General features: G+C 69.4%; 15 protein-coding genes. All 15 read left to right on the top strand.

Annotated features, from left to right (window positions below):
- The first annotated feature begins 21 nt into the window (after positions 1 to 21).
- Entirely contained in the window at positions 22 to 453 is a 432-nt protein-coding gene (gene rplK / locus AC0OO9_RS11000; protein WP_132230892.1) for a 50S ribosomal protein L11, read from the top strand.
- An 81-nt stretch (positions 454 to 534) separates the two neighbouring features.
- Positions 535 to 1,251 (top strand): 50S ribosomal protein L1, encoded by a 717-nt coding sequence (rplA, locus tag AC0OO9_RS10995; RefSeq protein ID WP_132230893.1) that lies wholly within the window; start codon positions 535 to 537, stop codon positions 1,249 to 1,251.
- A gap of 76 nt (positions 1,252 to 1,327) precedes the next feature.
- Entirely contained in the window at positions 1,328 to 2,182 is an 855-nt protein-coding gene (locus AC0OO9_RS10990; RefSeq protein ID WP_484517155.1) for an ATP-binding cassette domain-containing protein, read from the top strand.
- Positions 2,179 to 2,868, top strand: a complete 690-nt coding sequence (locus tag AC0OO9_RS10985; RefSeq protein WP_484517154.1) for a hypothetical protein — start codon at positions 2,179 to 2,181, stop codon at positions 2,866 to 2,868. The genes AC0OO9_RS10990 and AC0OO9_RS10985 overlap by 4 nt, the downstream gene beginning before the upstream one ends.
- Before the next feature lie 337 nt (positions 2,869 to 3,205).
- A complete protein-coding gene (rplJ, locus tag AC0OO9_RS10980) occupies positions 3,206 to 3,751 on the top strand; it encodes a 50S ribosomal protein L10 (RefSeq protein WP_132230896.1) in 546 nt (181 codons plus the stop codon).
- Between the two features lie 54 nt (positions 3,752 to 3,805).
- Positions 3,806 to 4,189 (top strand): 50S ribosomal protein L7/L12, encoded by a 384-nt coding sequence (gene rplL / locus AC0OO9_RS10975; RefSeq protein WP_132230897.1) that lies wholly within the window; start codon positions 3,806 to 3,808, stop codon positions 4,187 to 4,189.
- A gap of 571 nt (positions 4,190 to 4,760) precedes the next feature.
- On the top strand, positions 4,761 to 8,192 hold the full coding sequence (gene rpoB / locus AC0OO9_RS10970; RefSeq protein WP_132230898.1) for a DNA-directed RNA polymerase subunit beta: 3,432 nt from the start codon (positions 4,761 to 4,763) through the stop codon (positions 8,190 to 8,192).
- Between the two features lie 80 nt (positions 8,193 to 8,272).
- A complete protein-coding gene (locus AC0OO9_RS10965; RefSeq protein WP_357579609.1) occupies positions 8,273 to 12,160 on the top strand; it encodes a DNA-directed RNA polymerase subunit beta' in 3,888 nt (1,295 codons plus the stop codon).
- A gap of 110 nt (positions 12,161 to 12,270) precedes the next feature.
- Positions 12,271 to 12,642, top strand: a complete 372-nt coding sequence (locus AC0OO9_RS10960; RefSeq protein WP_132230900.1) for a hypothetical protein — start codon at positions 12,271 to 12,273, stop codon at positions 12,640 to 12,642.
- Positions 12,643 to 13,138: 496 nt separating this feature from the next.
- The gene (locus AC0OO9_RS10955) at positions 13,139 to 13,486 is read left to right on the top strand and encodes a hypothetical protein (protein WP_327029603.1); all 348 of its coding nucleotides are present in this window, start codon (positions 13,139 to 13,141) and stop codon (positions 13,484 to 13,486) included.
- A gap of 493 nt (positions 13,487 to 13,979) precedes the next feature.
- Positions 13,980 to 14,354, top strand: a complete 375-nt coding sequence (rpsL, locus tag AC0OO9_RS10950; RefSeq protein ID WP_014440718.1) for a 30S ribosomal protein S12 — start codon at positions 13,980 to 13,982, stop codon at positions 14,352 to 14,354.
- Between the two features lies 1 nt (position 14,355).
- Positions 14,356 to 14,826, top strand: a complete 471-nt coding sequence (gene rpsG / locus AC0OO9_RS10945) for a 30S ribosomal protein S7 (RefSeq protein WP_077938296.1) — start codon at positions 14,356 to 14,358, stop codon at positions 14,824 to 14,826.
- Between the two features lie 76 nt (positions 14,827 to 14,902).
- A complete protein-coding gene (fusA, locus tag AC0OO9_RS10940) occupies positions 14,903 to 16,999 on the top strand; it encodes an elongation factor G (RefSeq protein ID WP_151453325.1) in 2,097 nt (698 codons plus the stop codon).
- 217 nt (positions 17,000 to 17,216) lie between these two features.
- Positions 17,217 to 18,410: an elongation factor Tu gene (gene tuf, locus AC0OO9_RS10935; protein WP_088998349.1), complete on the top strand. Its 1,194-nt coding sequence runs from the start codon at positions 17,217 to 17,219 to the stop codon at positions 18,408 to 18,410.
- A gap of 350 nt (positions 18,411 to 18,760) precedes the next feature.
- Entirely contained in the window at positions 18,761 to 19,069 is a 309-nt protein-coding gene (gene rpsJ / locus AC0OO9_RS10930) for a 30S ribosomal protein S10 (protein ID WP_007073037.1), read from the top strand.
- The last annotated feature ends 10 nt before the right edge of the window (positions 19,070 to 19,079 follow it).

Here is a 19,079-nt window from a genome sequence, read left to right as displayed (position 1 = left end):
TTCCAAGCCCCAGGAAGAGACATGCCTCCGAAGAAGAAGCTCGTCAAGACTTTCACGCTTCAGCTGAAGGCGGGCCAGGCCACGCCGGCGCCGCCGGTCGGCCCCGCGCTCGGCCAGCACGGCGTGAACATCATGGAGTTCTGCAAGTCCTACAACGCGCAGACCGAGTCCCAGCGGGGCGACATCGTCCCCGCCGAGATCAGCGTCTACGAGGACCGCAGCTTCACCTTCGTCCTGAAGACCCCGCCCGCCGCCCGGCTGCTGCTCAAGGCCGCCGGGGTGGAGAAGGGCTCGGGCGTCCCGCAGAAGGACAAGGTCGGCTCGGTGTCGCAGGCCCAGGTGCGTGAGATCGCCGAGAAGAAGATGGTCGACCTCAACGCCAACGACATCGACCAGGCTGCGAAGATCATCGCCGGCACCGCCCGGTCGATGGGCATCGTCGTCAACGACTGACCTCGGTCACCGCCAGATCCAGTTCGTGGGAGGGCGCGCGGGAAGTCGCGGCCCGCCATAGACCACAGGAGTACGTAGAAAATGCAGCGCAGCAAGAGCTACCGCAAGGCCGCCGAGGTCATCGACCGGTCGAAGCTCTACACCCCCGCCGAGGCCGTGAAGCTGGCCAAGGACACCACCTCCGCCAAGTTCGACGCCACGGTCGAGGTCGCCATGCGCCTCGGCGTCGACCCCCGCAAGGCGGACCAGATGGTCCGTGGCGTGGTCAACCTGCCGCACGGCACCGGTAAGACCGCCCGCGTGATCGTCTTCGCCGCCGGTGCGAAGGCCGAGGAGGCCGTCGCCGCCGGTGCGGACGAGGTGGGCACCGACGAGCTGGTCGCCCGGATCCAGGGCGGTTGGCTCGACTTCGACGCGGCGATCGCCACGCCGGACCAGATGGCCAAGATCGGCCGGATCGCGCGGATCCTGGGCCCGCGCGGTCTCATGCCGAACCCGAAGACCGGCACCGTGACCATGGACGTCACCAAGGCCGTCTCGGACATCAAGGGCGGTAAGATCACCTTCCGGGTGGACAAGCACTCCAACCTCCACCTGATCATCGGCAAGGCCTCGTTCTCCGAGACCCAGCTGATCGACAACTACGCGGCGGTCCTCGACGAGGTCCTGCGGGCCAAGCCGTCCGCCGCGAAGGGCAAGTACCTCAAGAAGGTCACCCTCACCACCACCATGGGCCCGGGCGTCCCGGTCGACCCCAACGTGGTGAAGAACCTGCAGGAGGCTCCGGCCGAGGCCTGAGCACCCGTACCCGTGACGGGGCGTCGCCACATCGTGGCGGCGCCCCGTTCCGTGTCGGTTGTGGCATGCTCGGCCGGTGCGCCTGGAGAACGTCTGGCTGCGCTACCGGCGGCGGGGCCCGTGGGTGCTGCGGGAAGCCGCGGTGCGGATCGGCCCCGGTGAGGTCGTGGTCGTCCTCGGCCGCAACGGCGTGGGCAAGTCGACCCTGCTCCAGGTGGCGGCCGGGGTGCTGCGGCCGAGCCGGGGGCGGGTCACCGGTCGACCCCGGCACGTCGGCTGGGTCCCGGAGCGCTTCCCGGCCGACCAGCCCTTCACCGTCGAGCGCTACCTGACCGCCATGGGACGTGTCGCCGGCCTCGACCCGGCGGCCGCCGGCCACGCGGTCGACCACTGGACCTCCCGGCTGGGCCTGTCCGGGTTCCGCCGGGTCCGCCTGCTCGAGTTGTCCAAGGGCACCGCCCAGAAGGTCGGCCTGGCCCAGGCGATGCTGCGGCCGCCCGGCCTGCTGGTGCTCGACGAGCCGTGGGAGGGCCTCGATGCCGCGACCCGGGACCTCGTGCCCGAGGTGATCGACGAGGTGGCGGCGGCGGGCGGTTCGGTGCTGGTCAGCGACCACCGGGGCGAGATCGCCCGGCTGCCGGGTGCCCGCCGGTGGACGGTGGCGGACGGCACGGTCACCGAGGCCGCCCCGTCGGCGGAGGCGGCACTGGCGGTGGTCGAGGTCGTGGTCCCGGCGGCGCGGGTCGACGGCACCGTCGCCCGGCTGCGTGCCGAGGGGCACCGGATCCTCCGCGTACGCCGGCCCGCCCGATCCGGCGTGGTCGCTCCGGACGACGCCGAGGGGCCGCCGGCGGGGACCGTGGACCCCGGCGCGCCGCCCGTCGCCCGGGCGCCAGAGGCCACGGGCGGGACCACCGGGGGGCCGCGGTGACCGCGCTGCTCCGGCTGCGGCTGGCGGGCTTCCTGCGTACGGGACGGGCGCTCGCCCCCCTGCTGGCCGGCCTGGTGGCTCTCGGCGTCCTCTACGGCGGCGGCCGGGCGCAGCCGGGGGAGGCGTACGGCGTCTCGGCGGTGGTGCTCTTCCCGGTGCTCGCCTGGCAGACCAAGGTGCTGCTGGACGTCGAGCCGGACGTGCAGCGCCGGCTGGCGCAGGCGCTCCTCGGGGTGCGCCGGGAGCGACTGGCCGGGCTGCTGGCGGCCGGCGTGGCCGGGCTCGGCACGGTGGCCGTCGCGCTGGTCTTCCCGTGGCTGGTGGGCGGGGTCGCCGGTCCGGTGGGGCCGGGCGACCGGTCGGTGCCGGTGGGGATCGCCGTCGGGCTGTGGGCGCACCTGCTGGCCGTACCCGCGGCGGTGGCGCTCGGGGCGCTGGCCAGCCGCGCCTGCACGGGTAGCGCCGGCTACGGCGTCGCGGTGCTCGCGCTCGGCGGGGTCGGCGCGGTCGCCCTCGGCCTGAGCGGCTCGGTGGCGCCGTGGCTGGCGCCGCCGGTGATGGCCACCGCGCGGGCCGCCGCCGACGGCCTGGCCGCGTCCACGGTGGGCCTGCTCACCGCCTGGGCCGCGGCCTGGAGCGCGGTGGCCGCGGCCGCGTACCTGTGGCGGCGGCGCCACCGCCCCTGACCGTCGACCCCTCGGGGTGCGGGGGAGTGACCCGGCCCACCGGGGGGGCGATTTGGTGGTCGCGGGGCTCCTCGCGTAACCTTGGCCGCGAAGTTCCACCCAGAGACCGCTGGTCACCGTGCCCCGGCACGGTCGAAGGTCCCGCGACTACGGGCGACCCGCGCAGGGCGGTAAGCGAAAATCGGTGCTGAGCATGGTCCGCCGACCGTGTCCGTGTGCCGGCCCTCGCCCCGTGCGCCCTGCGCCGGGGCCTTTCTCGTTGTCGTGGCACCTGCGCTCCCGTCGAAGGCTCCGGCCGACGACGGTGACCGGCCTCGAGTAACGAGAGAGGAGGGACATGGCGGACAAGCCGATCCGGGCCGACAAGGCCACGGCCGTCGCTGAGCTGACCGAGAGCTTCCGCAACGCGGGTGCCACGGTGCTGACCGAGTACCGCGGTCTGACGGTTTCCCAGCTCACCCAGCTGCGGCGCTCGCTCGGCAAGGAGACCAGCTACACCGTTGCGAAGAACACGCTCGCGAAGCGTGCCGCGACCGACGCTGGTATCTCCGGCCTCGACGAGATGTTCTCCGGTCCTACCGCGCTGACTTTCGTTTCGGGCGACGTCGTCGAGGCGGCGAAGGGGCTTCGCGACTTCGCGAAGGCCAACCCGAAGCTCGTCATCAAGGGCGGTGTCTTCGAGGGCAAGGCCATTACCGCGGCCGAGGTCACGAAGCTCGCCGACCTGGAGTCCCGTGAGGTGCTGCTGGCCAAGCTGGCCGGCGCGATGAAGGGCAACCTGAGCAAGGCCGCGGCCCTGTTCCAGGCCCCGCTGTCGAAGACCGCCCGTCTGGCGGCCGCCCTGCAGGACAAGCGCGAGAAGGAGGGCGCCGAGGCGGCCTGAGGCCCCGCGGCGCACCCAGTTCTTACCTAACAGATTCAGGAAAGGACGCCAGACATGGCGAAGCTCAGCACCGACGAGCTGCTCGACGCGTTCAAGGAGATGACGCTGATCGAGCTCTCCGAGTTCGTGAAGCAGTTCGAGGAGACCTTCGAGGTCACCGCGGCCGCTCCGGTCGCCGTCGCCGGCCCGGCCGGCCCGGCCGCCGCCGCTCCGGTCGAGGAGGAGAAGGACGAGTTCGACGTCATCCTCGAGGCTGACGGCGGCAAGAAGATCCAGGTCATCAAGGTCGTGCGCGAGCTGACCGGCCTGGGCCTCAAGGAGGCCAAGGACCTGGTCGAGGCCGCTCCGAAGGCCGTCCTGGAGAAGGCCAACAAGGAGACCGCCGAGAAGGCGAAGACCAAGCTCGAGGGCGAGGGCGCCAAGGTCACCCTCAAGTGACCTGACGTACCACCAGGCGCGTGTCCGGCTCCGTGAGCCGGGGCACACCGCGTCAGGGCGGGCGGTGATCCGACACTGGATCGCCGCCCGCCTTCGTGGTGGATCCGGCGACAGGGGCGGTGAGCAGGGCGTCGACGCGTCGCGACGGTCGGCGACCGGGGCCCGCGGGTAGCCCGTCGGTGGGAAAGAAGCGGCGACCCGGATGCCGGGCCTTGACGCGGCCCCGGGCTGACAGGCACGCTGACACAGCAAGACCTTCCGCGCTTGCAACGGCCACCACTTGGGTAATGGCAGCGGCGACACCATCGGCTGCGGCACCCGAGCGGCCCGGCAGGAACGTCGCGTTCCGAGCGGCCCGGTTAGACCCCGGTTCAGGGGTCCCGAGGCACGTTCCGCGACGACCTGCGGGTTGGGCTGGACAGCGGTTAGCCTCTCGGCTACACTGCTAGTTTGCGCTGCCTTCCGACTTGACCCCTGCTCGGAAATGTCCGTTTACGGATATTTCTGGTGGGGTCATTGGAGTGCACGCGTACCAGCCGTTCTGCAGCACCGGTCCTCGGAAGGACGCATCTTGGCAGCTTCCCGCCCTGCGAAGACCAGTCGTACGTCGAGCGCATTCGCTCCCCGCCGAGTTTCATTCGGCAGGATCACCGAACACCTCGAGGTCCCCAACCTCCTCGCCATCCAGAACGAGTCCTTCGACTGGCTCGTCGGCAACGAGGCTTGGCAGGGCCGGTCGGCGGACGACCCGCACGCACGCTCGGGTCTCGCGGAGATCCTCGACGAGATCAGTCCCATTGAGGACTTCTCCGGCACCATGTCGCTCTCCTTCTCGGCTCCGCGCTTCGACGAGGTCAAGGCCTCGATCGAGGAGTGCAAGGAGAAGGACCTGACCTACTGCGCCCCGCTCTTCGTGACCGCGGAGTTCACCAACAACACCACCGGCGAGATCAAGAGCCAGACGGTGTTCATGGGTGACTTCCCGATGATGACGCCGAAGGGCACCTTCATCATCAACGGCACCGAGCGCGTCGTGGTCAGCCAGCTCGTCCGGTCCCCGGGCGTCTACTTCGACAAGCAGCCGGACAAGACCTCCGACCGCGACCTCACCAGCGTCAAGGTCATTCCCAGCCGGGGCGCCTGGCTGGAGTTCGACATCGACAAGCGCGACACGGTCGGCGTCCGCATCGACCGCAAGCGCCGGCAGGCCGTCACCGTTCTGCTCAAGGCCGTCGGTTGGTCGGCCGAGCGCATCCGCGAGCGGTTCGGCTGGTCCGAGCTGATGATGACCACGCTCGAGAAGGACCACATCGCCGGCGCGGACGAGGCGTTGCTCGACATCTACCGGAAGCTCCGCCCTGGCGAGCCGCCGACCCGCGAGAACGCCCAGACCCTGCTCGACAACCTCTTCTTCAACCCGAAGCGGTACGACGTCGCCAAGGTCGGTCGTTACAAGTTCAACAAGAAGCTCGAGCTGGAGGTGCCGATCACGACCGGCACCCTGACCGAGGACGACATCGTCGCCACCGTGGAGTACCTCTGCCGGCTGCACGCCGGTGAGGACGGCTACGAGGCCGACGACATCGACCACTTCGGCAACCGGCGCCTGCGTACCGTGGGTGAGCTGATCCAGAACCAGGTCCGGGTCGGTCTGTCCCGGATGGAGCGCGTCGTCCGCGAGCGGATGACCACCCAGGACGTCGAGGCGATCACGCCGCAGACCCTGATCAACATCCGTCCCGTGGTGGCGGCGATCAAGGAGTTCTTCGGCACGTCGCAGCTGTCCCAGTTCATGGACCAGACCAACCCGCTGGCGGGCCTGACCCACCGGCGCCGGCTGAGCGCGCTCGGCCCGGGTGGTCTGTCCCGGGAGCGGGCCGGCTTCGAGGTCCGCGACGTGCACCCGTCCCACTACGGCCGGATGTGCCCGATCGAGACGCCGGAAGGCCCGAACATCGGCCTGATCGGCGCGCTGTCCACCTTCGCCCGGGTCAACCCGTTCGGCTTCATCGAGACGCCGTACCGGAAGGTCGTCGACGGTCGGGTCACCGACCAGATCGACTACCTGACCGCGGACGAGGAGGACCGGTTCGTCAAGGCGCAGGCCAACGCGCCGCTGAAGGCCGACGGCACGTTCGCCGAGGACCGGGTCCTGTGCCGCCGTAAGGGCGGCGAGACCGAGGACGTGGTGCCGAGCGCCGTCGACTACATGGACGTGTCGCCGCGGCAGATGACCTCGGTCGCGACCGCGATGATCCCGTTCCTCGAGCACGACGACGCCAACCGGGCACTGATGGGCGCGAACATGCAGCGCCAGGCGGTGCCGCTGGTCAAGGCCGAGTCCCCGCTCGTCGGCACCGGCATGGAATACCGTGCCGCGGTCGACGCCGGTGACGTGGTCGTCGCCGAGGTCGGCGGCGTCATCGAGGACCTCTGCGCCGACTACATCACCATCCACCAGGACGACGGCCACCGCCGCACGTACCTGCTGCACAAGTTCCGCCGCTCCAACGCCGGCTCCTGCGTCAACCAGAAGCCGGTCGTCTTCGAGGGCGACCGCGTCGAGGCCGGCCAGGTCATCGCCGACGGTCCGTGCACCGACGAGGGCGAGATGGCGCTCGGGCGCAACCTGCTCGTGGCGTTCATGTGCTGGGAGGGCCACAACTACGAGGACGCGATCATCCTGTCGCAGCGCCTCGTGCAGCAGGACGTGCTCACCTCGATCCACATCGAGGAGCACGAGGTCGACGCCCGGGACACCAAGCTGGGTCCGGAGGAGATCACCCGCGACATCCCGAACGTCAGCGAGGAGATGCTCGCCGACCTCGACGAGCGCGGCATCATCCGGATCGGTGCCGAGGTCGTCCCCGGCGACATCCTGGTCGGCAAGGTCACGCCCAAGGGCGAGACCGAGCTGACCCCGGAGGAGCGGCTGCTCCGCGCGATCTTCGGTGAGAAGGCGCGCGAGGTCCGTGACACCTCGCTGAAGGTGCCGCACGGCGAGACCGGCACGGTCATCGGCGTGCGTACCTTCTCCCGCGAGGACGGCGACGAGCTGCCGCCGGGCGTCAACGAGCTGGTCCGGGTCTACGTCGCCCAGAAGCGGAAGATCCAGGACGGCGACAAGCTCGCCGGCCGGCACGGCAACAAGGGCGTCATCTCCAAGATCCTGCCGATCGAGGACATGCCGTTCCTGGAGGACGGCACGCCCGTCGACATCGTGCTCAACCCGCTGGGTGTGCCGTCCCGGATGAACATCGGCCAGGTGCTGGAGACGCACCTCGGCTGGGTGGCGAAGACGGGGTGGAGCGTCGACGGCGACGACGCCGAGTGGAAGCGCCAGCTGCGCTCCATCGAGGCGCACGAGTCGGAGCCGGACACCAACGTGGCCACGCCGGTCTTCGACGGTGCCCGCGAGGAGGAGATCTCCGGCCTGCTGGCGTCGACCCTGCCCAACCGGGACGGCAAGCAGCTGATCGGTTCCACGGGCAAGGCGCAGCTGTTCGACGGTCGCTCCGGCGAGCCGCTGCCGGACCCGATCGCGGTCGGCTACATCTACATCCTGAAGCTCAACCACCTGGTCGACGACAAGATCCACGCGCGGTCGACCGGCCCGTACTCGATGATCACTCAGCAGCCGCTGGGTGGTAAGGCGCAGTTCGGTGGCCAGCGCTTCGGCGAGATGGAGTGCTGGGCGATGCAGGCGTACGGCGCCGCGTACGCCCTGCAGGAGCTGTTGACGATCAAGTCCGACGACGTCCTCGGCCGGGTCAAGGTCTACGAGGCCATCGTCAAGGGCGAGAACATCCCGGAGCCGGGCATCCCGGAGTCGTTCAAGGTGCTGCTCAAGGAGCTGCAGTCGCTGTGCCTCAACGTCGAGGTGCTGTCCAGCGACGGCGTGGCCCTGGAGATGCGCGAGACCGACGACGAGGTGTTCCGCGCCGCGGAGGAGCTGGGCATCGACCTGTCCCGGCGCGAGCCGAGCTCGGTCGAAGAGGTCTGAGGTGAGCGGTCGGGGGCCGGCTCGCCGGCTCCCGACCCCACCCACTAGCTAGCAGTACAGACGACGACATAGGGGACATAGTGCTCGACGTCAACTTCTTCGACGAGCTGCGCATCGGCCTCGCCACCGCCGACGACATCCGTCAGTGGTCGCACGGTGAGGTCAAGAAGCCTGAGACGATCAACTACCGCACCCTGAAGCCGGAAAAGGACGGGCTCTTCTGCGAGAAGATCTTCGGTCCGCAGCGGGACTGGGAGTGCTACTGCGGTAAGTACAAGCGGGTCCGGTTCAAGGGCATCATCTGCGAGCGCTGCGGCGTCGAGGTGACCCGGTCGAAGGTCCGCCGCGAGCGGATGGGGCACATCGAGCTCGCCGCGCCGGTGACCCACATCTGGTACTTCAAGGGCGTGCCGAGCCGGCTGGGCTACCTGCTGGACCTCGCCCCCAAGGACCTCGAAAAGATCATCTACTTCGCCTCGTACGTCGTGACGAGCGTGGACGCCGAGTCGCGTCACCGTGACCTCTCGACGATCGAGAACGAGATCCTGGCCGAGAAGCGGCAGGCCGAGAACAGCCGCGACTCGGAGATCGAGAAGCGGGCCACCAAGCTCGAGGCCGACCTGGCCGAGCTGGAGGCCGAGGGTGCCAAGGCGGACGTCCGGCGCAAGGTCAAGGAGGGCGGAGAGCGCGAGATGCGCCAGATCCGCGACCGGGCCCAGCGCGAGATCGACCGCCTGGACGAGGTGCTGGACACCTTCCGCAAGCTGGAGCCGAAGCAGCTCGTCACCGACGAACTGCTCTACCGCGAGCTGCGGGACCGGTTCGGCGAGTACTTCACCGGCGGCATGGGCGCCGAGGCCATCAAGGCGCTGGTCCAGAACATGGACCTCGACGCCGAGGCCGAGAACCTGCGCGAGACCATCCGCTCCGGCAAGGGGCAGCGGAAGATCCGGGCGCTCAAGCGACTCAAGGTCGTCGCGGCGTTCCTGAACACCCGCAACTCGCCGCTCGGCATGGTGCTCGACTGCGTGCCGGTCATCCCGCCGGACCTGCGTCCGATGGTGCAGCTCGACGGTGGCCGCTTCGCGACCTCCGACCTGAACGACCTGTACCGCCGCGTGATCAACCGGAACAACCGCCTCAAGCGGCTGATCGACCTCGGCGCGCCCGAGATCATCGTCAACAACGAGAAGCGGATGCTCCAGGAGGCCGTCGACGCGCTGTTCGACAACGGCCGCCGCGGCCGGCCGGTCACCGGGCCGGGCAACCGCCCGCTGAAGTCGCTCTCCGACATGCTCAAGGGCAAGCAGGGCCGGTTCCGGCAGAACCTGCTGGGCAAGCGCGTCGACTACTCGGGCCGTTCGGTCATCGTCGTCGGCCCGAAGCTGAAGCTGCACCAGTGCGGCCTGCCCAAGCAGATGGCGCTGGAGCTGTTCAAGCCGTTCGTGATGAAGCGGCTGGTCGACCTCAACCACGCGCAGAACATCAAGTCCGCCAAGCGGATGGTCGAGCGGCAGCGCCCGGTCGTGTGGGACGTGCTCGAAGAGGTCATCGGCGAGCACCCGGTCCTGCTGAACCGGGCGCCGACCCTGCACCGCCTGGGCATCCAGGCCTTCGAGCCGCAGCTCGTCGAGGGCAAGGCCATCCAGATCCACCCGCTGGTCTGCACCGCGTTCAACGCCGACTTCGACGGTGACCAGATGGCGGTGCACGTGCCGCTGTCCGCCGAGGCCCAGGCCGAGGCGCGGATCCTGATGCTGTCGTCGAACAACATCCTCAAGCCGGCCGACGGCAAGCCCGTAACCATGCCCACCCAGGACATGGTCATCGGCCTCTACCACCTCACCCACCTCACGGCGGGCGAGAAGGGCGAGGGCCGGGCGTTCAGCTCGGACGCCGAGGCCCGGATGGCGTACGACAACGGCGAGCTGCACCTCCAGGCCCCGGTGAAGATCCGCCTGCGTGGCGTGATCGGGGTCGACAACGGTGCCGGCGCCGAGGCGTGGACCGCCCCGGAGGGCTGGGTCGAGGGCGAGCCGCTGACCGTGGAGACGACCCTCGGTCGGGTGCTGTTCAACGAGACGCTGCCGCAGGGCTACCGCTTCGTGAACTACGAGATCCGCAAGGGTCAGCTCTCCGCGATCGTCAACGACCTCGCCGAGCGCTTCCCCAAGGTGGCGCTGGCCGCCACCCTGGACGGGCTCAAGGAGGCCGGCTTCCACTGGGCCACCTGGTCCGGCGTGACGATCGGCATGGAGGACGTCATCGCCCCGCCGCGCAAGCGGGAGATCCTGGAGCGGTACGAGAAGGAAGCCGACCAGATCGACAAGCAGTACCAGCGCGGTCTGATGACCCCGGAGGAGCGTCGCGGCGAGCTCATCCAGATCTGGACCAAGGCGACCAACGAGGTCGCCAAGGAGATGGACACCGCCCTGCCGCAGGAGAACCCGCTGTGGAAGATGATCAACTCGGGCGCCCGCGGTAACCTCCTCCAGCTCCGGCAGATCGCGGCGATCCGTGGTCTGGTGGCCAACCCGAAGGGCGAGATCATCCCGCGGCCGATCAAGGCCAGCTACCGGGAGGGTCTGTCCGTGCTGGAGTACTTCATCTCCACGCACGGTGCCCGTAAGGGTCTCGCGGACACCGCCCTGCGTACCGCCGACTCGGGTTACCTGACCCGTCGTCTGGTTGACGTCTCGCAGGACGTCATCATCCGCGAGGAGGACTGCGGCACCGACCGCGCCATCCCGATGCAGATCGGCGAGCGGATCGACGGCAAGCTGGTCGTGCACGAGCACGCCGAGACCAGCGTGCACGCCCGGACGCTGGCCGACGACATCAAGGGGCCGGACGGCGTCGTCGTCGCCGAGCGGGGTCAGGACATCAACTCGATCCTGGTCGACAAGATCGTCGCCGCCGGGACGGAGACGGTCCGGGTGCGCAGCGTGCTCACCTGCGAGTCGAAGCTGGGCGTCTGCGGTGCGTGCTACGGCCGCTCGCTGCCGACCGGCAAGACCGTGGACGTCGGCGAGGCGGTCGGCATCATCGCCGCCCAGTCGATCGGTGAGCCGGGTACGCAGCTGACGATGCGTACCTTCCACACCGGTGGCGTCGCGGGTGAGGACATCACCCAGGGTCTGCCCCGTGTCCAGGAGATCTTCGAGGCCCGGGTCCCGAAGGGCAAGGCGCCCATCGCCGACACCCCGGGTCGGATCCGGATCGAGGACGGCGAGCGCTCGCGGAAGATCATCGTGGTGCCGGACGACGGCAGCGACGAGATCGTCTACGACAAGATCTCCAAGCGGGTCCGGCTGCGGACCCACGACGGCGGTCACGTCGCGGTCGGCGAGAAGCTGACCGAGGGCACCATCGACCCGCACGAGCTTCTGCGGATCATGGGTCCGCGAGCGGTCCAGGTCCACCTGACCAGTGAGGTCCAGGAGGTCTACCGCTCGCAGGGTGTGCTCATCCACGACAAGCACATCGAGATCATCATCCGCCAGATGCTCAAGCGGGTGACGGTCATCGACTCCGGCTCGACCGAGTTCCTGCCGGGCGTGCTGGTCGACCGGGCGCTGTTCGAGTCGGAGAACCGCCGACTCGTCTCCGAGGGCGGCGAGCCCGCCGCCGGCCGTCCGGTGCTGATGGGTATCACCAAGGCCTCGCTGGCCACCGACTCCTGGCTCTCGGCGGCCTCCTTCCAGGAGACCACCCGGGTGCTGACCGACGCGGCGATCAACTCGCGCAGCGACTCGCTCGTCGGCCTCAAGGAGAACGTGATCATCGGTAAGCTCATCCCGGCCGGTACGGGCATCAGCAAGTACCGCAACGTCCGGGTCGAGCCGACCGAGGAGGCGAAGGCCAAGGTCTACTCGATGACCGGCTACCCGGAGACCGACTACGGCTTCGGGCCGGCCAGTGGCCAGGCGGTTCCGCTGGACGACTTCGACTTCGGGTCGTACCGCTAGGCAGCACGATCGACGAGGCCCCCGGCACGCGCCGGGGGCCTCGTCGCGTCCCGGGGTCGGGGTGGCCCGTGCGGGCGCCGCGGCGGAGCGGCCCGGGGCATGATGGGGGCATGACGACCGCACCCGGGCAGGCGCCCGTCGCCCAGCCGGGGCTGCCCCGCCATCCGCTCGACCCGGACCCGGCCCGGGCCACCAAGGCGCGGGCGGTCTTCGCGCTCGGCCTGATCGGCGCGTTGACCGGCCTGTTCATCGGCGGCGTGGTGCCGGCCACGGTGGCGCTCCAGCTCGCCCGCCAGGCGCGCCGGGAGGCGTACGCCTCGGGGGGTTTCCTGACCGGCTCCGCCTGGCTGCGGCGGGGGGAGCGGCTGGCCTGGACGGGCCTGGTGCTCGTCGCCGTCAGCGTGGTGGCCGCGGTGGTGCTCGGGGTGGTCCGGCTCGCCGACACGCCCTACGGGCAGGACTTCGCACCGAACATGGACTGACCGACCCGCCCGAGGGGAACGGGTCTCGCGCCGGGCGCGGGCCGTCGGGCCGGCGGCGGTAGCCTGGCCCGGTGTCCGTCGCGCGGCGGTGGACGCCGAGACGTCGACAGGAGGACCCGTGACGGAACCGGCGCGCTACCCGGGCGGCGATCCCGTGGCGCACCCCGCCGCGAATCCCGACGCCCCGCCCGGCGGGACGCAGTGGGCGCGACCCGACGCGGGCACGCCGTCCGCCGCGCCGGGGCACCCGCCGCCGGTGGCGCCCTGGAACGGCCCGTCCGGGGCAGGGGACCCGGGCCCGCCGTCGGCATCGTCCTGGGGCGCCTCGCCCGGGGCGGGGATCCCGGGTCCGTCGTCGGTGTCCTCGTGGGGCACCTCGCCCGCGGCAGCGGGCCCGCCGCCGGCGCCGGGCTGGGGCCCGGGCCCGCCCCCGCCGCCGCGCGAGGCCGCCCGGCCGCCGAAGCGGGTCGACCCGGTCGCGGGCACGTCCTTCGGCGTGGTGCACCTCGACGTGCCGCCGGTCACCTCCGGCCTGGCCGTGGGTTCGCTGGTGGCCGGGATCGTCTCGACGCTTGTCGCGCTGCTCGTGATCTGTGTCGGCGCGGTCGGCGGCGTGGGTGGCGCATGGGCGGCCGGCGCGTTCACGGTGCTGGGCGTCCTGGCCGGCGCGGGCGCCGTCGTGGCCGGCCTGCTGGGGATGCGGCAGATCCGGCGCCCGGCCGCCCCGCCGGCGGTCCGGTTCACCGGGCGGGGCCTGGCGGTGGCCGGCGTCAGCTGTGGCGGGGCGGGACTGCTGCTCAGCCTGCTCGGCCTGGGGCTGGCGTTGCTGCTGACGCTCGGGTGACGCCCGTGCCCGCCCGTGGGGCGTGACGGCGGCCGTGACGGGGTCGACGGGTCGGTCTGCGGGGAAGCCGGTACACTTGGGTCCGTAGGTGCCCACCACGGGCGGGTAGGCGCGACGGGTTCGATCGGCAGGCGGTGGACGCTCCGCAGGCCGCTCCGTTTTGACCTGTGCGGTTGTGGTAGGTACTCTTTCCCCTTGTGCCCGGGCCAGCCCGGGCAACTCGTGCGTGCGCTGGATCCGGTGAGCCGGAGATCGCGTGGGAGCACGACAAAGCCAAAGATCCGGCGCGCGGCCCGCCGTGCGCCGGTGCAAGACCCCGTCGACAACGCGCGAGCGTCGGCGGCGGGGCCGTGAGCTGGGCGACACGCCCGACCGCGGGTGCCGGGACCACCGCGAGGTGGCCCTGGTCGGAATGTAGGAGAGTCGACCATCTGGTCGGCTACGGCAGACGGTGCGGCCGCCACCAGGCGGTCGAAGGGAGCGGAGAAACCCGGTGCCCACGATCCAGCAGCTGGTCCGAAAGGGCCGCCAGGCTAAGACGAGTAAGACCAAGACCCCGGCGCTGAAGGGTTCCCCTCAGCGGCGCGGCGTGTGCACCCGCGTGTACACCACCACCCCGAAGAAGCCGAACTCGGCGCTGCGCAAGGTCGCTCGTGTCAAGCTCAGCAGCCAGATCGAGGTGACCGCCTACATCCCGGGCGTCGGCCACAACCTCCAGGAGCACTCGATCGTGCTCGTCCGCGGCGGCCGGGTGAAGGACCTCCCCGGCGTGCGTTACAAGATCGTTCGCGGCTCGCTGGACACCCAGGGTGTCCGCAACCGCAAGCAGGCGCGCAGCCGTTACGGCGCGAAGAAGGAGAAGAGCTGACATGCCGCGTAAGGGACCCGCTCCGCGGAAGCCGCTGGTCGCTGACCCGGTGTACAACTCGCCGCTGGTCACCCAGTTGGTGAACAAGATCCTCCTGCGCGGTAAGCGTCAGCTCGCCGAGCGCATCGTCTACGCCGCCCTCGAGGGCTGCCGTGAGAAGTCCGGCACCGACCCGGTCGTCACCCTCAAGCGGGCGATGGACAACGTCAAGCCGACCCTCGAGGTGCGTAGCCGCCGCGTCGGTGGCGCCACCTACCAGGTCCCGGTCGAGGTCCGCCCCGCCCGGGCGACCACCCTGGGCCTGCGCTGGCTGGTCACCTACTCCCGCGCCCGTCGCGAGAAGACCATGATCGAGCGGCTGATGAACGAGCTGCTGGACGCGAGCAACGGCCTCGGTGCCGCCGTCAAGCGGCGCGAGGACACGCACAAGATGGCCGAGTCCAACAAGGCCTTCGCGCACTACCGCTGGTAACACCCTGGTTCCGGCGCCCCCACGGGCGCCGGAACCGCCACCAGTTGTGTCGAGACGACGATAAGTAGGGATTGAAGTGGCCGCCGCAGACGCGCTCGCCAACGTACGCAACATCGGCATCATGGCCCACATCGATGCCGGTAAGACCACCACCACCGAGCGGATCCTGTTCTACACCGGCATCACGTACAAGATCGGTGAGGTCCACGAGGGCGGTGCCGTCATGGACTGGATGGAGCAGGAGCAGGAGCGTGGTATCACCATCACCTCCGCTGCTACCAAGTGTGAGTGGAAGGGCCACACGATCCAGATCATCGACACGCCCGGCCACGTCGACTTCACGGTCGAGGTCGAGCGGTCGCTGCGGGTGCTGGACGGCGCGGTCGCGGTCTACGACGGTGTCGCCGGCGTGGAGCCGCAGACGGAGAACGTCTGGCGGCAGGCGGACAAGTACAACGTCCCCCGGATGTGCTTCGTCAACAAGCTCGACCGGACCGGTGCCGACTTCTTCCGCTGCGTGCAGATGATGATCGACCGGCTCAACGCCACCCCGCTGGTCCTCCAGATCCCGATCGGCGCCGAGTCCGACTTCATCGGCGTGGTCGACCTGGTCGAGATGCGGGCCCTCACCTGGCGCGGCGAGACGCAGAAGGGTGAGGACTACGCGATCGAGGAGATCCCTGCCGACCTCGCCGACTCCGCCGCGGAGTGGCGCGAGAAGCTGGTGGAGACCCTGGCCGACGTCGACGACGCGGTGATGGAGAAGTACCTGGAGGGCGAGGAGATCTCCGTCGAGGAGATGAAGGACGCCATCCGTCGGGCCACCATCGCCGGCAAGGCCAACCCGGTCCTCACCGGCACCGCCTTCAAGAACAAGGGCATCCAGCCGATGCTGGACGCGGTCATCGCGTACCTGCCGTCGCCGCTGGACATCCCGGCGATCGAGGGTACGGCCACCGACGGCGAGACCCCGCTGCAGCGCAAGCCGTCGAAGTCGGAGCCCTTCTCGGGCCTCGCCTTCAAGATCCAGACGGACAAGCACCTCGGCAAGCTCACCTACGTGCGGATCTACTCCGGCACGCTCGAGTCCGGCTCCCAGGTGGTCAACTCCACCAAGGACCGCAAGGAGCGGATCGGCAAGATCTACCAGATGCACGCCAACAAGCGGGAAGAGCGCAGCTCGGCCCAGGCTGGCGACATCATCGCGGTGCAGGGTCTCAAGCAGACCACCACCGGTGACACCCTGTGCGACCCGGCGAACCCGGTCATCCTGGAGTCGATGACCTTCCCGGAGCCGGTCATCGAGGTCGCCATCGAGCCGAAGACCAAGGCCGACCAGGAGAAGCTCAGCACCGCCATCCAGCGGCTGGCCGAGGAGGACCCGACCTTCCGCGTCAAGCTGGACGACCAGACCGGTCAGACGGTCATCTCCGGCATGGGCGAGCTGCACCTGGACATCCTGGTCGACCGGATGCGCCGCGAGTTCAACGTCGAGGCCAACATCGGTAAGCCGCAGGTGGCGTACCGCGAGACCATCCGCCGCAAGGTGGACAAGGTCGAGTACACCCACAAGAAGCAGACCGGTGGTTCCGGCCAGTACGCCCGGGTGATCATCAGCCTGGAGCCGCTGCCGCTCGGCAACGACGCCCCGACCTACGAGTTCGCCAACGCCGTCACCGGTGGCCGCATCCCCCGGGAGTTCATCCCGTCGGTGGACGCGGGCGCGCAGGACGCCATGCAGTACGGCATCCTCGCCGGCTTCCCGCTGGTGGGTGTCAAGCTCACCCTGCTTGACGGCCAGTACCACGAGGTGGACTCGTCGGAAATGGCATTCAAGATCGCCGGCTCGATGGTGATGAAGGAGGCGGCCCGCAAGGCCGACCCCGCGCTCCTCGAGCCGATGATGGCCGTTGAGGTCACCACTCCTGAGGAGAACATGGGTGACGTCATCGGCGACCTCAACTCCCGCCGCGGCATCATCCAGGCGATGGAGGAGCGCAGCGGCGCCCGCGTCGTCAAGGCACTGGTGCCGTTGTCGGAGATGTTCGGCTACGTCGGCGACCTGCGGTCGAAGACCCAGGGCCGGGCTAGCTACAGCATGCAGTTCGACTCCTACGCCGAGGTTCCGTCCTCGGTCGCGAAGGAGATCATCGCCAAGGCGACGGGTGAGTGACCCTCACCTGACGTGATCGATGATCCGAGGCGGTCGCGGGAGGGTGCTCCCGCCCGCGACCACCTCGGTCGGAACGCGTGAGACCGGGCCTGTAGGCTTCATCGCCGCAGAACCCACCAAAGCTCTCCGGCCGTCAGGCCGGAAAGGCTGTCGACAGAGTCCTAAGCGCCGACCGGCGCGCCGGGCGTACGAACCAAGAAGTCCACAGGAGGACCCAGTGGCGAAGGCGAAGTTCGAGCGGACTAAGCCGCACGTCAACATCGGCACCATTGGTCACATCGACCACGGTAAGACGACGCTGACGGCGGCCATCACCAAGGTCCTGCACGACCAGTACCCGGACCTGAACCCGTACACGCCGTTCGACGAGATCGACAAGGCGCCGGAGGAGAAGGCCCGCGGCATCACGATCTCCATCGCGCACGTCGAGTACCAGACCGAGGCGCGGCACTACGCGCACGTCGACTGCCCCGGTCACGCCGACTACATCAAGAACATGATCACCGGTGCCGCCCAGATGGACGGCGCGATCCTGGTGGTCGCGGCGACCGACGGCCCGATGCCGCAGACCCGCGAGCACGTGCTGCTGGCCCGCCAGGTCGGCGTGCCGTACATCGTCGTGGCGCTCAACAAGAGCGACATGGTCGACGACGAGGAGCTCCTGGAGCTCGTCGAGCTCGAGGTTCGTGAGCTGCTGTCGAACCAGGACTACCCGGGCGACGACCTGCCGGTCGTGCGGGTCTCCGCGCTGAAGGCCCTCGAGGGTGACCCCGAGTGGACCGGCAAGCTGCTGGACCTGATGACCGCGGTCGACACCGCGATCCCGCAGCCGGAGCGCGAGACCGAGAAGCCGTTCCTCATGCCCATCGAGGACGTCTTCACGATCACCGGTCGTGGCACGGTCGTCACCGGCCGCGCCGAGCGTGGCGTGCTCAAGCCGAACGAGGAGGTGGAGATCGTCGGCATCCGCGAGAAGTCGATGAAGACCACCTGCACCGGCATCGAGATGTTCCGCAAGCTGCTCGACGAGGCCCGCGCGGGCGAGAACGTCGGCCTGCTGCTGCGTGGCATCAAGCGCGAGGACGTCGAGCGCGGCATGGTCGTCATCAAGCCGGGCACCACGACCCCGCACACGGAGTTCGAGGCGACGGTCTACATCCTCTCCAAGGAGGAGGGTGGCCGCCACACCCCGTTCTTCCAGAACTACCGTCCGCAGTTCTACTTCCGGACCACGGACGTCACCGGTGTCGTCACCCTCCCCGAGGGCACCGAGATGGTCATGCCGGGTGACAACACCACCATGACGGTGAAGCTGATCCAGCCCATCGCCATGGAGGAGAACCTCAAGTTCGCGATCCGCGAGGGTGGCCGCACCGTCGGCGCCGGGTTCGTCACCAAGATCATCAAGTGAGCTAGGTAACCCCGATTAGACCCGCCGCCGGTCGTGCGGCATACTAGTCAGGTTGCGTAACGACAGTTCGCTGCCTGTGTTCGGCTTTCGCTGAACCTCCGGGTGGCAGAGCAGTCGAGCGTAGGGTGGTTGGCGGCCCGTCCGCCAACCACCCTCGCACGGCGTTCAGGTCGCGGTAGTGCGATCGACGCCTTGACCCACCGCGCGGTCAGAGTCGCTCCGGAGTCCCGGGGCGGAGCCTGGCCCGAGGGCGCGACACGCCCGACCGCGGGGGTCGGCGAAGTGGGCCTGTGCCAGCCGGTACAGGCGCCCGCAACACAGCGGCATCGAGAGAAGGAACAGAAGCCACCATGGCGGGACAGAAGATCCGCATCCGGCTCAAGGCCTATGACCACGAGGTCGTCGACTCCTCGGCTCGGAAGATCGTCGAGACGGTGACGCGTACCGGGGCGCAGGTCGCGGGCCCGGTGCCGCTGCCCACGGAGATCAACCGTTTCTGCGTTATCCGCTCGCCGCACAAGTACAAGGACTCGCGCGAGCACTTCGAGATGCGCACGCACAAGCGGCTGATCGACATCATCGACCCGACCCCGAAGACGGTCGACTCGCTCATGCGCCTCGACCTGCCGGCTGGCGTCGACATCGAGATCAAGCTGTAGGGACCGGACA

Source organism: Micromonospora sp. USAFONa4 (assembly GCF_057197825.1).
Note: the sequence above shows the minus strand (reverse complement) of the source record. Positions and strands in the feature narration are given on the sequence as shown.

Bases quoted from the DNA above. Each gene is read 5' to 3' on its own strand.
- rplJ (WP_132230896.1), top strand. From the start codon at position 3,206: ATGGCGGACAAGCCGATCCGGGCCGACAAGGCCACGGCCGTCGCTGAG.
- rplL (WP_132230897.1), top strand. From the start codon at position 3,806: ATGGCGAAGCTCAGCACCGACGAGCTGCTCGACGCGTTCAAGGAGATG.
- AC0OO9_RS10960 (WP_132230900.1), top strand. From the start codon at position 12,271: ATGACGACCGCACCCGGGCAGGCGCCCGTCGCCCAGCCGGGGCTGCCC.
- rpsG (WP_077938296.1), top strand. From the start codon at position 14,356: ATGCCGCGTAAGGGACCCGCTCCGCGGAAGCCGCTGGTCGCTGACCCG.
- rplK (WP_132230892.1), top strand. From the start codon at position 22: ATGCCTCCGAAGAAGAAGCTCGTCAAGACTTTCACGCTTCAGCTGAAG.
- rplA (WP_132230893.1), top strand. From the start codon at position 535: ATGCAGCGCAGCAAGAGCTACCGCAAGGCCGCCGAGGTCATCGACCGG.
- rpsJ (WP_007073037.1), top strand. From the start codon at position 18,761: ATGGCGGGACAGAAGATCCGCATCCGGCTCAAGGCCTATGACCACGAG.